Source organism: Frigoribacterium sp. CF331, from assembly GCF_057787905.1.
Genome location: NZ_CM173545.1, coordinates 2,270,426 through 2,283,372 on the forward strand (window position 1 = coordinate 2,270,426; position 12,947 = coordinate 2,283,372).

The 12,947-nt window shown below is 73.0% G+C and carries 15 protein-coding genes; 6 read left to right on the forward strand and 9 right to left on the reverse strand.

What is annotated here, in order from left to right:
• Positions 1 to 9: 9 nt before the first annotated feature.
• The 3 genes from AC3CCI_RS10560 to AC3CCI_RS10570 form a co-directional block, all read right to left on the reverse strand.
• Positions 10 to 1,518 (reverse strand): MFS transporter, encoded by a 1,509-nt coding sequence (locus AC3CCI_RS10560; protein WP_488627153.1) that lies wholly within the window; start codon positions 1,516 to 1,518, stop codon positions 10 to 12.
• Between the two features lie 324 nt (positions 1,519 to 1,842).
• The gene (locus AC3CCI_RS10565) at positions 1,843 to 2,199 is read right to left on the reverse strand and encodes a PRC-barrel domain-containing protein (protein WP_056259078.1); all 357 of its coding nucleotides are present in this window, start codon (positions 2,197 to 2,199) and stop codon (positions 1,843 to 1,845) included.
• Between the two features lie 98 nt (positions 2,200 to 2,297).
• Positions 2,298 to 2,858, reverse strand: coding sequence for an MOSC domain-containing protein (locus tag AC3CCI_RS10570; protein WP_488627154.1), 561 nt, complete (start codon positions 2,856 to 2,858; stop codon positions 2,298 to 2,300).
• 202 nt (positions 2,859 to 3,060) lie between these two features.
• Between AC3CCI_RS10570 and AC3CCI_RS10575 the strand changes: the two genes are divergently transcribed.
• Entirely contained in the window at positions 3,061 to 4,656 is a 1,596-nt protein-coding gene (locus AC3CCI_RS10575) for an exonuclease domain-containing protein (protein WP_354594831.1), read from the forward strand.
• Positions 4,657 to 5,000: 344 nt separating this feature from the next.
• On the opposite strand, the gene AC3CCI_RS10580 is transcribed toward AC3CCI_RS10575, so the two are convergent.
• Positions 5,001 to 5,714: an ANTAR domain-containing protein gene (locus AC3CCI_RS10580; protein ID WP_354594830.1), complete on the reverse strand. Its 714-nt coding sequence runs from the start codon at positions 5,712 to 5,714 to the stop codon at positions 5,001 to 5,003.
• 43 nt (positions 5,715 to 5,757) lie between these two features.
• The gene (locus tag AC3CCI_RS10585; RefSeq protein WP_354594829.1) at positions 5,758 to 6,441 is read right to left on the reverse strand and encodes a GAF and ANTAR domain-containing protein; all 684 of its coding nucleotides are present in this window, start codon (positions 6,439 to 6,441) and stop codon (positions 5,758 to 5,760) included.
• Positions 6,442 to 6,579: 138 nt separating this feature from the next.
• Between AC3CCI_RS10585 and AC3CCI_RS10590 the strand changes: the two genes are divergently transcribed.
• On the forward strand, positions 6,580 to 7,032 hold the full coding sequence (locus AC3CCI_RS10590) for a VOC family protein (RefSeq protein ID WP_354594828.1): 453 nt from the start codon (positions 6,580 to 6,582) through the stop codon (positions 7,030 to 7,032).
• A 9-nt stretch (positions 7,033 to 7,041) separates the two neighbouring features.
• Complete coding sequence (locus AC3CCI_RS10595) at positions 7,042 to 7,197, forward strand: hypothetical protein (protein WP_354594827.1); 156 nt, start codon at positions 7,042 to 7,044, stop codon at positions 7,195 to 7,197.
• Between the two features lie 250 nt (positions 7,198 to 7,447).
• On the opposite strand, the gene AC3CCI_RS10600 is transcribed toward AC3CCI_RS10595, so the two are convergent.
• Genes AC3CCI_RS10600 through AC3CCI_RS10610 form a run of 3 tightly spaced genes read right to left on the reverse strand, consistent with a single transcriptional unit; the run spans position 7,448 to position 9,321 of the window.
• Entirely contained in the window at positions 7,448 to 7,984 is a 537-nt protein-coding gene (locus AC3CCI_RS10600; RefSeq protein WP_488627155.1) for a hypothetical protein, read from the reverse strand.
• Positions 7,985 to 8,011: 27 nt separating this feature from the next.
• On the reverse strand, positions 8,012 to 8,464 hold the full coding sequence (locus AC3CCI_RS10605) for a DUF2382 domain-containing protein (protein WP_488627156.1): 453 nt from the start codon (positions 8,462 to 8,464) through the stop codon (positions 8,012 to 8,014).
• The gene (locus tag AC3CCI_RS10610; protein ID WP_488627157.1) at positions 8,461 to 9,321 is read right to left on the reverse strand and encodes a DUF2382 domain-containing protein; all 861 of its coding nucleotides are present in this window, start codon (positions 9,319 to 9,321) and stop codon (positions 8,461 to 8,463) included. The genes AC3CCI_RS10605 and AC3CCI_RS10610 overlap by 4 nt, the downstream gene beginning before the upstream one ends.
• A 468-nt stretch (positions 9,322 to 9,789) precedes the next feature.
• On the opposite strand from AC3CCI_RS10610, the gene AC3CCI_RS10615 reads away from it, so the two are divergent.
• From AC3CCI_RS10615 to AC3CCI_RS10625, 3 genes are read left to right on the forward strand one after another with little or no spacing between them, the layout of a single operon-like run.
• Entirely contained in the window at positions 9,790 to 10,752 is a 963-nt protein-coding gene (locus tag AC3CCI_RS10615; protein ID WP_488627158.1) for a hypothetical protein, read from the forward strand.
• Positions 10,749 to 11,183, forward strand: coding sequence for a phage holin family protein (locus AC3CCI_RS10620; RefSeq protein ID WP_488627159.1), 435 nt, complete (start codon positions 10,749 to 10,751; stop codon positions 11,181 to 11,183). The genes AC3CCI_RS10615 and AC3CCI_RS10620 overlap by 4 nt, the downstream gene beginning before the upstream one ends.
• A complete protein-coding gene (locus tag AC3CCI_RS10625; RefSeq protein ID WP_354594821.1) occupies positions 11,180 to 11,779 on the forward strand; it encodes a DUF3618 domain-containing protein in 600 nt (199 codons plus the stop codon). The genes AC3CCI_RS10620 and AC3CCI_RS10625 overlap by 4 nt, the downstream gene beginning before the upstream one ends.
• Positions 11,780 to 11,857: 78 nt before the next feature.
• Here the strand turns inward: AC3CCI_RS10625 and AC3CCI_RS10630 are convergent, their stop codons facing one another.
• On the reverse strand, positions 11,858 to 12,811 hold the full coding sequence (locus AC3CCI_RS10630) for a manganese catalase family protein (RefSeq protein ID WP_488627160.1): 954 nt from the start codon (positions 12,809 to 12,811) through the stop codon (positions 11,858 to 11,860).
• Between the last annotated feature and the right edge of the window lie 136 nt (positions 12,812 to 12,947).

Sequence of the window (12,947 nt, forward strand, 5' to 3'; positions counted from 1 at the left end):
CCGAACGGGCTACCCGCGCTGCTGCGGCACGCGGCGCGGCAACGCGAACACCAGCGCGAACGACGCCAGGGCGAAGATCGCGCTGACGAGCATCGCGTGGGCGGCGGCGTCGGTGAAGCCGGTGGCGACGTCGGCCGGGGTGCGACCCGAGATCGTCAGGGTGCCGAACAGCACGCTGCCGATGATCGCGATGCCCACGGCCGAACCGATGCGCTGGATCGCCGAGATGACGGCGCTGGCCGAGCCGGCGTCCTGCCGGTCGACGGTCGCCACGATGAACTGCACGTTCGGCGCGATGAAGAAGCCGTTGCCGAGGCCGGCCAGCAGCAGCGGCACGAGCAGCATCCAGTTCGTCAGGTCGGCGGCGTCGACCGTCACGAGCACGAGCCACATCCAGGTCAGGCCGACCGTGACGAGCGCGGTGCCGAGGATCAGCACGCCGCGGCCGAGTCGGGCGGCGAGGCGGTTGCTCTGCGACGAGCTGATGATGCTGCCGATCGCGAACGGGATCGCCACGGCACCCGAGGCCAGGGCGCTGTGGCCGAGCCCCGACTGCCAGAGCAGCGAGATCGTGAAGAAGATGCTGGTGAACGCCGCGAAGTAGACGAGCGCGAGCACGACGCCACCGGTGAACGACGGGTGGGCGAAGAGCTTCGGCGGCACGAGGGGCGTCTTGCCGCGCTTCGTGTAGGCGACCTCCCACAGGCCGAAGAGGGCCAGCAGCACCACGCCCGCGGCGATGGTCACGTAGGTCCAGAGCGGCCAGCCCTCGTCCTGCCCCTGGATCAGCGGCACGAGCAGGGCGACGAACGCGCCCGAGACCAGCACGAGCCCGATCCAGTCGAGCCCTCGATCGGGTCGGGGCACCGACTCGTCACGCTTCGGCAGCAGGACGGCCGCGGCGATCAGGGTGATGACGCCGAACGGCAGGTTGACGTAGAACACGAGACGCCAGCCGTTCTCGTCACCGAACGCCTGGATGATCAGGCCGCCGATGATGGGGCCGAGGGCCGACGAGACGCCGATGACGGCGCCCATGATGGCGAACGCCTTGCCGCGCGACCGACCGGGGAAGAGCAGCTGGATGAAGGCCGTGACCGCGGGCACGAAGATGCCGCCGGCCAGGCCCTGCACGATGCGGAAGACCACGAGCTGGGTGTCGTCCTGGGCGAGGCCGCAGGCGAGCGACGCCGCCGTGAAGAGCAGCACGCCGACGAAGTAGACCCACTTGTGGCCGATGCGGTCGCCGATGCGACCGGCGGGGATCAGCGCCAGGCCGAACGCCAGGGCGTAACCCGAGATGATCCACGAGAGGGTCGACTCCGAGGCGTCGAGGGTCGTGCGGATCGTCGGCAGGGCGACGTTGACGATGGTCGTGTCGAGCAGGGCGATGAACATGCCGAGCAGCAACGCGACGAGCGCGTACCAGGCGTGGCGGGGCACGCCGGCGGGCTGGCCGGGGCCGCCCGCCGGGGTGGCGGGCGACGCGGCGCCGGTCGGGGCGGAGGCGTGGGACATGGTGTGGCCTTTCGGGCGGCGGCACGGGCCGGGGAGGCGAGGCGAGGAGAGACGGGGCGAAGGGGAGAGGGGGGACGGCAGGCGCCGGTGGGGGCGGGAGGCCGGACGGCACGGGGCCGACGCGCACGACGGCGACGGCGGGGCGGGTGCGGGACGCAGGAGGCGCTGGTCACCGACCGGCGCCTCCTGATTTTTGCACGTTCTGCACGCGAGTGCGCACCGGCGTGCTCGGCCCTCGTGCCTCCCGTGCCCCACCGCCCTGCCGACGACGCCGAAGGGCCCCGCCGACGTGGCGGGGCCCTTCGGGGGACGACGGCGTCGGGGTCAGCGGCGACCGAGGCGGCGCTCGCCGCCGGCGCCGGTCTGGTAGACGAGGCCGTAGTGCTCGAACACGGCGGGCTCGCGCGACGCCTCGAGTTCGCCGTCGGTCTCGATCGACGGGGCGTCCTTGACGAGCTTCTTCTCGAACTGCACCTTGAGGTGCTTCGGGGTGACGACGGCGCCCTGCAGGGGGACGAAGACCAGGCGCGAGCGACCGAGCAGCCCGGCCGTCACCGTCGCGAAGGCCGGCTGGTCGGCGGCGGTGTCGAAGTAGATGCTCTCGAGCGAGCCGACCTTGTCGCCCTCGGGGTCGACGACCGGCATGCCGATCCAGTCGCGGATGTTCTCGGCTTCGAACATGGGTGCCTCCTCTGGCGGGGGCCGCGTCCCGGCCCGTCGCCTCCGACGCTAGTAGGGGAGGGCCGCCCGCGCCCGCGCGCGGCGCCCGGGGTGCGGCCTCAGGCGGACGCGCGTCCGGCGAACACGTCGCCGATCGTGACGCCGTCGTCGGGCCTCGACAGCACGACGACGCGGTCGCCCGCCTCGACCGGGCCCGAGCGGACGACCTTGAGGTAGGCGCCGGGACGCCCCTCGGCCATGAACCGCTTGACCCACTGCGGCTCGCCGAGCCGCCGGGCGAACGTGGCGCACGGGATGCGGGGCTTCGTCACCTCGAGCACGAGGGACTCGCCGACGGCCCACCGTTCACCGACCACGGCACCGGTGACGTCGACGCCCGAGGTCCGCAGGTTCTCGCCGAAGAGCCCCGGGGTGACCTCGCGGCCGAGGAGGTCGGCGAAGTGGGCCGCGTCCTCGTCGGCGAACGCGTAGACCGCCTGGTCGGGCCCGCCGTGGTGCTTGCGGTCGGCCTGCACGTCGGCCCGCAGGCCCAGCGGCCGGACGTGCACCGGCCCGTCCACGGGACGCTTGTCGATGGCGGTGACGCCGATCGTGCCCGAGTCGGGCAGGAGGGCGGAGACGCGGCAGACGGCGGTGACGGAGGCGTGGGTGTCGGTCATGCCTCCATCGTGGCGGACGACGCGACGGGCGGGGCGACGCGACCCGCGCCTCCCGGGTCCGCGCCTCCCGGGTCCGCGCCCGTCGGGTGCGCGGCGGCGACCGCGACCCCGCCGCGGCCCCGCCCCCTGACGGGTGTCACCCGGATGCGGGCTGGATGCCCATCGGGCAACCTGCCAGGCTCGGCCCGACGAAAGGGGTGGCATGGCTCACGGCGGCTACGCGGTCATCGACGTCGAGACGACCGGGCTCTGGCCCGGACGGCACCACCGCGTCATCGAGATCGGCATCGTGCACCTGGACGCCGACGGCGAGGTCGAGGCGACCTTCGAGACCGTCGTCGACCCGTCGCGCGACCTCGGACCCATCCACGTGCACGGCCTGCGCAGCGCGGACGTGCGCGGTGCGCCCCGGTTCGAGCACATCGTCGACGACCTGTGCGACCGCCTGCGCGGTCGCGTCGTGGTGGCGCACAACGCGCGGTTCGAGGCGCAGTTCCTCGCCGCCGAGTTCGCGCGGCTCGGGCTCGAGTCGCCGCTCGGGCCCGACGGGGCGGGTGCCCTCTGCACGATGAAGCTCGCCCCCACCTACCTGCCGGGTGCCGGCCGGACCCTCGCCGACTGCTGCGCGGCGATCGACGTCGACCTCACGGACGCCCACGAGTCGCTGGCCGACGCCACCGCCACGGCCCGCCTGCTGTCGGCGTACCTGCGCATGGGCGGCGCCCAGTCGTCGTGGTGGTGCGAGTGGGGCCGGTACGCCGCCCTGCAGCAGTGGCCGACGGCCGAGACCCCGCGGACGACACCGCACCCCCGGTTCGCAGGAGGCGCGGGCGGTGCCGACGACGGAGGCCACGGCCCCGGCCGCGCGGCCTGGCGGTCCCGGCGCCGCGTCGCCCGCACGCCCGAGCTCGCCCCCACCCCCTGGGCGGGCGCGGTGCTGACCGCTTCGCTCGCCGTGCCGCCCGCCACGCCGACGGCCCTGCCGCCCGTGAGCCCCACGGGCAGCGCGCACCTCACGGGCCCGGTGGACCTCGACCTCGACCGGGACGTCTTCGGCCTGGACGTCGGACCGGCGCCCGCCGAGCCGAGGTTCCTCGAACGGGCCACCGAGCTGCTGCCGCAGCTCGACCTCGACCGCCGGCAGAACCAGTACGCGGCGATGCTCGACAAGGCGTTGTCCGACGGGTACCTGTCGAGGGACGAAGCCGACAACCTGACCACGCTCGCCGTCGAGCTCGAGCTCGACGAGCCGACGCGCGAGGTGCTGCACGACCGCTATTTCGCCTCGCTCGTGTCGACCGTGTGGGCGCACGACGTCCTGACGGACGACGAGCGGCGGCAGGTCGACGCGGTGGCCGAGATGCTCGGCATCGCCCCGCACCGCCGCGACGCCGCCCTCGTGCCGTCGGTGCTCGAACGGGCACCACGACCGGCCGACGACGACGAGTTCGACGAGTTCGACGTCATCGAGGGGCTCGACGAATCGCTCGGCGCGGCGGTCGAGACCCGGGCACCGACCCTCGCGCGGCCCGACGTCGGCCCGCTGGCACCCGGGGCCCGCGTCGCCCTGACGGGGCCGCTGAGCCAGGGTCGCGACGTGCTGGTCCGGTCGCTCGAACGGGCGGGACTCGTCGTCTGGCCGGCGGTCACGACCGAGACGTCCCTGGTGGTGGCGGCCGACGTCGCCTGCACCTCGGGCAAGGTGCGCAAGGCGTTGTCGTACGGGGTGCCGGTCGTCGACGAGACCCAGCTGCCGTTCGTGCTCGCCCGCTCGCGCCGGTCACGCACCGCGGCCTGACCCGGGTCCGGGCGACGGGGTCGCGACGGCACCGGCCGGCCCGGGGCCGGGGCGGCGGGTCACAGTGCGGGGTCGTCCTCGAGATGGTCGTCGATGTCGAGTGACGGCCACCCGGGCGGCAAATCGGCCGTCCCGTCGAGCGAGGCGTGGGGCACGGGGGTCGAGGGTCGAGGGTGCACGGGGCTCCGGTCTGTCGTCCCGCGAGGTGCGGGAGACGGGCGACCGGGGTCTGGGGCTGCCGACTCCGACGGTACGCGCCTGCGCGCACCACGCCTAACGGGCCGATCGGGCACGCCAGGCGAACGAGGGTGCGAACGCCCGAGCACCCGAGCGTCCGGAGGCGCTCAGACGGTGAGGCGTCGGGCCACGATCTCGGACGCCACCTCGACGAGCGGGCGCCGGTTGTCGCGGGCGTGCCGGCGGATGCGCTGGAACGCCTCGTCCATGTCGACCGACTGCGTGTACGACACGACGCCCTTGGCCTGCTCGATCACGACGCGGCTGTCGAGCGCCCGTTGCAGCTGGTCGCGGGTCGAGTCGATCTCGCGGAGAGCACGTTCTTGCAGGATGCTGATGGTCGCCACGTCGGCGAGGGCCTGGGCGGCCGTGGCGTCGTCGGCGTTCAGGAGGCCGGTCGTGTCGCGGAAGAGGTTGAGCGAGCCGAGGGTCTCGTCGCGGAGGCGCAGGGGGATGGCGTGGACCGAACCGTAGCCCGAGTCGCGCGCCAGGTCGGCGAAGACCGGCCAGCGCTCGTCGATGTCGCCGAGGTCGGGCACCGAGACGACCGACCCGGTCGTGTACGACTCGACGCAGGGCCCCTCGCCGGCGCGCAGTTGCAACAGCCCGACCAGTTTGCTGCGCTCGTTCGTCGAGGCGATCACCTCGAGCTCGCCGGTCGAGCCGACGAGGATGATGCCGGCGTCCGCCGCGTCGAAGAGGGTCGTGGTCCGTTCGACCAGCATCTGGAGGACGTCGATGGTGTCGAAACCGGTCACGAGCGAGTCGGCGAGCGTGACGAACGTCTGCAGGAGCTGGGTCTCTCTGTCGCGGTCGGTCACGGGCGTCAGCCTAGGCCGTGTGGACGACGACCGTCGGCGGACCTCAGGAGAAGTCCAGCCGACGGAGGACGATCTCGCTGGCGATCTCGCGGAGTGCGCGACCGCTCGACCAGGCGTGTCCACGGATGACGAGCAGGGCTTCGTCGACGCTCACGCCGAGCTGGACCATGACCATCCCCGACGCCTGGTGCACCTCGCGGGGGAAGGTCGTCGGGAAGAGGCTGTCGTCGCCGGCCTCGAGGGCGTCCAGGGCCCGGGTGAGGACGCTGCGGCCCGCGATGCAGGCGAGCGTCGTCGCCTGGTCGACCTCGTCGTCGGTCAGGTCGCGACGCTCGTCGCTGTAGAGGTCGACGGCCCCGAGGTCGAGTCGGCCGTACGACAGCGGGAAGGCGGCGACGCTCGTGACACCGGCCTCGGTCAGGGCCACGGCGGCTGCCGGCCACGCCGACGGCGGGGCCGTCACGAGGTCGGGCTCGACCACGGGCCGGTTCGTGCCGTGGGCCTGCCAGCACGGCCCTTCGCCCAGGTCGAACTGGATCTCGTCCCGGCGCGACGACTCGGCGTCGCTCGAACAGACCGTGCCCGTGCCGAGGGGGCCGCCCAGGGTGGACACCGCCGCGCCGGTGACGCCGAACGTGTCGCGGAAAGGGGCGCAGAGGTCGCTGCCCGGTGAGGTCGCACGGGCGAGCGAGGCCGCGGCGGCCCGGACGGCGGCGGCGTCAGCCACCGAGGACCCCTCGGTGGACAGGCGTCACCGAACGCGGCGGAGACTGGTGCACGGGTTCCTCCACTCGGGGGCCCCGAAGGGCCGTCGGCGTCGACTCTAGTCGGTCGGGACCGCCAGGGTCGGGCGTTGGATGGCCCCATGACCGACGCCATCGTCACGCCCCGCGGCTTCTCGCACGTCCGCCTCACCGTGACCGACATCCACCGCAGCAAGGCCTTCTACCAGCGGCTCTTCGGCATGCCTCCCGGCAGCGACTTCAGCGACCAGATCGACGACCCGACGATCCACGACGACCCGCAGCGCACCTACGGCGGTTGCTCGTTCACCTTCGCCGGTCAGACGCTCGGCCTGCGGCCCGTCGCCCCGGCCGGGGACCGCTTCGACCCCGACCGCGTCGGTCTCGACCACCTGAGCTTCTCGGTCGGCTCGGTCGACGACCTGCACGAGGCCGCCCGTCGGTTGGACGAGCTCGGCGTCGAGCACGGCGAGGTGACGCCGCTGCCCGCCTTCGGGCTCGTGATCCTGTCTCTGCAGGACCCCGACGACGTCAACCTCGAGCTCGCCGCGCCCCACCCCGACGGCAGGGCGTAGCGTGCGGGCATGACCAACGACAACGGAATCCCGGACGGCTCGACCGACATCACCGAGGACGACAAGGAGTACACCGAAGGCCTCGCCGACGGGTCGAAGCAGGGCCTCGTCGACGACTCCGAGGAGAGCGACGACAGCGAGGTCTCGGACGGCGCCGAGAGCTAGGCGCCCGGGCTCCGGCCCCCCACGACGGACGACATCCCGCCCACGGTCGAACCGTGGGCGGGATGTCGTGTCCCCGGGCCGCGGGGGCTCAGCCCGAGGGGTTCTCGACGGGTTCGCCCTGGGGGCCCGTGCCGTGGTCGGGGTCGACCTCGTCCGGTGCGGGCGGGCTGGTCGGGGGTGTGGTGCTGGTGTCGCTCATGATGTTTCCTCTCGACGACGGGACGGGACGGGACGGGCGCGTGCGGCGGCGTCAGCGACGGTTCAGCAGGCCCGCGAGGGGTCGCTGCTGTTCGCCTTGCTGGGCACCGAGCACGATGAGCACGCCCGTCAGCACGGGGGTCACCCACTGCAGCACCTTCTGCTGGCGCTGCGCGCTCGCCAGGGTCTGCGACGAGCTCGAGCCGGGCTCGGTCGTGCCCTCGGCCCCCTCCGAGGCGTGCTCGGCCATGCGGGCACCGGCGAGGCCCGACCACAGCGTGGTGCCGGCCGCGGCGACGGTCACCGCGAGCTTGACGCCCGTGTTGACCCGCCCCTCCTGCTGGCTCGCGAGGCGGCCCTTGTTCGAGACGATCAGTCCGACGCCACCGATGCCGTGGACGACGATCGCCGCGACCTGCACGGGGGCCCACTTCGCCCAGCCGAGCGACGAGAGGGTGAGGCGTTCGACGGGGTCCTTCGCGCCGGCGGCGGCGCCGTTGAGGCCGACGGCGCCCATGAGGCCACCGCCGAACCAGGCGGCGAGGCCGAGGTCGTGCATGCTGCGGATGACGGTGTTGCGTCCTGCCATGGTGTTCTCCTCGGGGTGGTGGTTCGGTCAGACGGGTGGTCGGGTGGCCGGCTCGCGCGACACGTCGACGCGCTCGTGCCGGAGGGTGGTGGTGACGTCGACGTCCTCGACGACCCGGTCGACGGTCACGCGGACCCGTTCGACGGGGACGACGACGAGGGAGACGACGGGGCGTTCCTCGTGCAGGACGAGGTCGAGAGGCGTCGCGGTCGCCCGGGTCGGCGTGGCCCCGCCCGGCGGGAGGTCCTCGTGGACGACCTGCAGCTCCTCCCGGCGGACGGTCACGGTGATCGTCTCCTCGTGCGAGACGACGACCTTCCGGAGGCGCACCCGGCCGACCGGGACGGCGACCGTCGCGAGGCGCGCGCGTTCCGCGGAGAGCAGCACGCTCGCCTCGGCGGGCACCGCCGACCCGTCGACCCGGGCGGACCGGCCGGTGGCCGACGGCGGGTCGACCGGGCCGACGGTGCCGGTGGTCATCGGCGCGGGGCGGTGCCGTCGGTCGTGGCGTCGTCGCCGTCGAGCTCGATCTCCTCGTGGGCGACGTCCTCGGTGACCTGCTGCTGCTCGGTGACGGTCTCGGTGCCGAGCCGGACGCGCTCGACGGGGACGGTCTCCTTGTCGGTCACGACGTGGTCGGCCGTCAGGGTGACCTCGTGCTCCTCCTCGGTCAGTTCGCCGCCCGAGAGGGCGTCGCCGACGTTCTCGTCGGTGATGGGCTCACGCGTGACGCGCACCTCGTCGTGGCTGACCGGGACCGTCCGGGTGACCTGCTCGGACACGACGTACTTGCGCAGCCGCGCGCGGCCCGCCTCGGTGGTCTCGGTGCCGACGTGCAGTCGTTCCTCCGAGCGGGTCATGGCGTCGTCCGTGTCGGGGCCCGACGTGTCGTGGCCCGCTCCGGCGACGGTCTCGGTCCCGGTGACCGAGTCCGCCGAGGTGCCGCTCGTGCCGGCGTCGAGGTCGACCGCGTTCGTGTCGGCGTCCTGGTCGAAAAGGGGCGCCTCGACCCCACCACCGTCGAGGTGGTAGTAGCGGAACAGGTCGGCCTCCTGGTCGGGCGAGAGGTGGCCGTCGGAGTCGTCGCTGTGCGGCGCGTCCTTGACCATGGCCTTCGTGACGGGCACGTGGACGTCGTCGCCGTGGACGGTGGCGTCGGCCAGGGGGGCGAAGGACTCGCCCGTGCCGAACAGGCCGGTCTTGACGGTGACCCAGGCGGGCTGACCGCCCTGGTCGTCGAGGTAGACCTGGCCGATGCCGCCGATCTTCTTGCCGTCCTGGTCGACGACGTCGCCGCCGCCTGCGAGCAGGGCGTCGAGCTGGGTGGTGCTGATCATGGTGTTCCTCACGGGTCGAGGACCGGGCGGGGCGCCCGGGCTCAGGGTGGTGCCGACCGGTCGTCGCAGAGGACGACCGGCGCACGTCGACGTGGGCGTCGTCCTTCGGGGGACGACGGATGACGTGCGTGGGGGGAGGAGGTCGGGGAGGACGCTCGCGGGCTGGATGATCTCTCGGTCGGACGGGTGGCGCGACGGCCACCGTCGGGTCCTCGTGGAACGTACGCCGCGCCTCCGGATGCCGACCGTGTCGGATCGGACGTCCGTCGACCGTGTGGGCGGACGGTGCGGGGCCACCGCGCGCCCCCGCGGACCGTGCGTACGTGACCCCGCCGGTCGCAGAAGTCAACCCCCTGAGGTGTTCTCACCAAGTACGGCCTGCGTCCCCCGGGAGGGGGACAGAGTGACAGGTCCGACCCCGATCACGGCCGTCATCCCGACGGCCGCCGACGATCCGAGAGGCACGACATGAGCGACGACAAGCGCCACGACGGAGACCCGTCCACCCCGGTCTACGACCGCGCCACCGAGGGGCAGCCGCAGCCCGGCGTCGCCTCGGGCCACGACCACCTGCGCCGTGACGACGCGGTGACCGACCTGGGCGAGCAGGTCGGCGCGTACGCCGACGCCACCGACCCCGGGGCGACCGCCCACGACTTCAGCGCGACGGCGGCACCGGTCGTCGAGGAGCACCCCGCCCACGACCGGGCCAGCGCCGACGACGGCACCGGCTCCGGTGCGGCGGATGCCGCGAGGGCGAAGGCCGGGGCCGCGAAGGACGAGGCCGCCGGCGTCGCCGACGACGCGAGGACCGCGGCGTCCGACGTGGCCGGGACGGCCAAGGAGCAGGCGTCGAAGGTCGCCTCCGAGGCCACCGGCCAGGCCAAGCAGCTCTTCGGCCAGGCCACCGGCGAGCTCAAGGAGCAGGCCGGAGCCCAGCAGGAGAAAGCCGCCGCGGGCCTCCGCCAGGTCGGCGAGCAGCTCGGCTCGATGGCCGACGACGCCGACGGCGGCGTCGCGGGCGAGCTCGTCCGCACCCTCTCCGACCGCGCCCACGGCGTCGCCGGGTGGCTCGAGGGCCGCGACCCCGGCACGCTGCTCGACGACGTGCGCTCGTACGCCGCCCGCAAGCCCGGCACCTTCATCGCGATCGCCGCGGTCTCGGGCCTGCTCGCCGGCCGCGTCGTCAAGGCGCTGACCGCCGACGCGAAGGACGAGCACGCCGCCACGACCGAGAACGCAGGAGGCGCGGCGAGCCGACCCGCGCCTCCCGCGTCCGTCACCGCGCCGAACCGTCTCGTCGGTGACGTCGGCCCCGTGGCCGGCGAGTACGACGTCGTCACCGAGGGCGACGTCCCTGGCTTCGGCACGCCGACGCCGGACACCAGCGTGCCCACCACGTGGCCCGTCACCCCGGGGACGCGCGCGTGAGCGACCCGTTCCGCGAACCGGTGTCCACGCCGCCCTCTCCGGAGGAGAAGGCCGCCTCGACGTCGCTCGGCGACCTGCTGACCGGCGTGACCGGCGACATCTCGACGCTCTTCCGCCAGGAGGTCGAGCTCGCCAAGGCCGAGCTGACCGAGTCGGCGAAGAAGGCCGGCAAGGGCGCGGGGATGTTCGGCGGCGCCGGGCTGACCGCGCTGTTCGCCCTGCTGTTCGTGTCGTTGGCCGCCATGTGGGGCCTCGGTGCGCTGGTCGGCCTCGGCTGGTCGTCGTTGATCGTCGCGGTCGTCTACGCGATCGCCGCCCTCGTGCTGTTCCTGCGCGGGCGGAAGGAACTGAAGAGCATCAAGGGGGCACCGAAGACGGTCGACTCCCTCAAGAAGATCCCCGAGACCGTGACGCCTGGAGGCACCGCATGAGCACCACCGACCAGAACGGCAGCAGCCGGACGCCCGAAGAGATCCGCGCCGAGATCGAGCGCACGCGCGCCGGCCTCAGCTACGACGTCGACGCACTCGCCGACAAGGTGAACCCGTCGAGCATCGCCCACCGCCAGACCGAGAAGGTCAAGAGCCGCTTCTCGGGCGTCAAGGAGTCCGTCATGGGCGCGGCCCACGACGCGGCCTCGGGCACCTCGGGTGCCGGGCACGACGCCGCGGGCACCGTGTCGGACGCGTCGTCGGCCGCCGTGCGGAAGGCCAAGGGCAACCCGCTCGCCGTGGGCCTGATCGCGTTCGGTGCCGGGTGGCTCGTCTCGTCGTTGATCCCGGCCTCGGACAAGGAGAAGGAGCTCGTCTCGGACGCCAAGGACAAGGCGGGCCCCGCGCTCGACTCGGTCAAGGGCGCCGCCCAGGACGTGGCGTCGAACCTGAAGGAGCCCGCACAGGACGCGTTCGCCTCCGTCAAGGGCACGGCGCAGGACGCCGCGTCGACCGTCAAGGACGACGCCACGAGCGCCGCGGGCGACGTGAAGGACAGTGCACAGCAGTCGAAGGACGCCGTGCAGGGGGCCTGATCCCCGCACGCGTCGACAGGACGCACGAAGGCCCGCCCCGACTCTCGTCGGGGCGGGCCTTCGTCGTGACCGACCGGCTCAGCTCGCGGTGGGTCCGTAGTACGACTCGATCTCCTGCAGCTCGAGGTCGGCGGTGGCCTGGATCAGCTCGAGCAGGTCGGTGTCGAGGCCGGGGGAGAACTCCTCGAGACGCTCCGGGCTGATGGTCGACGGCACGCCCTGGGGGGCCTGCTCGGTGGCCGTCAGCTCGGTGCCGTCGTTCGAGGGCGAGGGGCCGCGGAAGATCTTGCTCGCCTCGCTCTTGCCGTCGAGGTCGAAGCTGTACTGCTTGCTCTGCAGGCCGAGGTCGAGCAGCTTCTTCACCTCGGGGAACCTCTCCGCGTTCGTCTTCGGGATCGGCAGCAGCTTGTTCCAGTTGACGCCGAGCGACTCGAGGGCCTTGGCGTAGGCGTTCTCGTGCGCCTGGTCGCGGACGATCAGGTAGGCGAGGGTGCCCCGGGCGACCGGGTTGTCGGTCATCTCGTAGATGCGGCACTTCTGCAGGCGACCCGTCGACTCGAGCATGACGTTGTAGAGCAGGTCGAGCGGCAGGTTGCCCGAGTTGTAGACGTAGCTGCCGCTCCACGGGTTGCCGACCGAGTCGACCGGCAGCGCGCCCTGGGCGCCGACCAGGTAGTGGTGGATGTTGCCGGTGTCGAGGGCGACGTTCAGAGGCGTCGCCCCGCCGGCACCGGGGGTGTCGAGCGGGTCGGTCAGCTTGCCGCTGTACTCGGGACTGCCGTCGACCAGGCGCGAGATCGTCGTCCCGATCAGTTCGACGTGGCTGATCTCCTCGGTGCCGACGCCCTGGATCAGGTCGCGGTAGGGCTTGGCGGCCGGGCCGCGGAAGTTCATGGCCTGGAAGAGGTACTGCATCATGGTGCGCATCTCGCCGAACTGCCCACCGAGCCCCTCTTGCAGGGCGTTGGCGGCCGCGGGGTCGGGCTCGCCGTCGGCGATCTCGTTGATCCAGGTCTGTGCGTGGAAGTACATGGAGCCTCCTCGGGTGTTCTGGCGACGCGATGCCGTCTCCCTCAGCGTGCGCCCCGTCCGGGGGGTCCGGTGACGGGTTGACGACCTTGCCAGCTGTCGTGTACCCCTCTGTCTGCAGCGCGCCTCCCGGACGGGT

Excerpts from the sequence above, each read along its gene's own strand:
- AC3CCI_RS10595 (WP_354594827.1), top strand. The coding sequence starts at position 7,042 with ATGACCAACGACAACGGAATCCCGGACGGCTCGACCGACATCACCGAG.
- AC3CCI_RS10630 (WP_488627160.1), bottom strand. The coding sequence starts at position 12,811 with ATGTACTTCCACGCACAGACCTGGATCAACGAGATCGCCGACGGCGAG.
- AC3CCI_RS10565 (WP_056259078.1), bottom strand. The coding sequence starts at position 2,199 with ATGTTCGAAGCCGAGAACATCCGCGACTGGATCGGCATGCCGGTCGTC.
- AC3CCI_RS10615 (WP_488627158.1), top strand. The coding sequence starts at position 9,790 with ATGAGCGACGACAAGCGCCACGACGGAGACCCGTCCACCCCGGTCTAC.
- AC3CCI_RS10590 (WP_354594828.1), top strand. The coding sequence starts at position 6,580 with ATGACCGACGCCATCGTCACGCCCCGCGGCTTCTCGCACGTCCGCCTC.
- AC3CCI_RS10625 (WP_354594821.1), top strand. The coding sequence starts at position 11,180 with ATGAGCACCACCGACCAGAACGGCAGCAGCCGGACGCCCGAAGAGATC.
- AC3CCI_RS10600 (WP_488627155.1), bottom strand. The coding sequence starts at position 7,984 with ATGGCAGGACGCAACACCGTCATCCGCAGCATGCACGACCTCGGCCTC.
- AC3CCI_RS10605 (WP_488627156.1), bottom strand. The coding sequence starts at position 8,464 with ATGACCACCGGCACCGTCGGCCCGGTCGACCCGCCGTCGGCCACCGGC.
- AC3CCI_RS10575 (WP_354594831.1), top strand. The coding sequence starts at position 3,061 with ATGGCTCACGGCGGCTACGCGGTCATCGACGTCGAGACGACCGGGCTC.
- AC3CCI_RS10560 (WP_488627153.1), bottom strand. The coding sequence starts at position 1,518 with ATGTCCCACGCCTCCGCCCCGACCGGCGCCGCGTCGCCCGCCACCCCG.
- AC3CCI_RS10570 (WP_488627154.1), bottom strand. The coding sequence starts at position 2,858 with ATGACCGACACCCACGCCTCCGTCACCGCCGTCTGCCGCGTCTCCGCC.
- AC3CCI_RS10610 (WP_488627157.1), bottom strand. The coding sequence starts at position 9,321 with ATGATCAGCACCACCCAGCTCGACGCCCTGCTCGCAGGCGGCGGCGAC.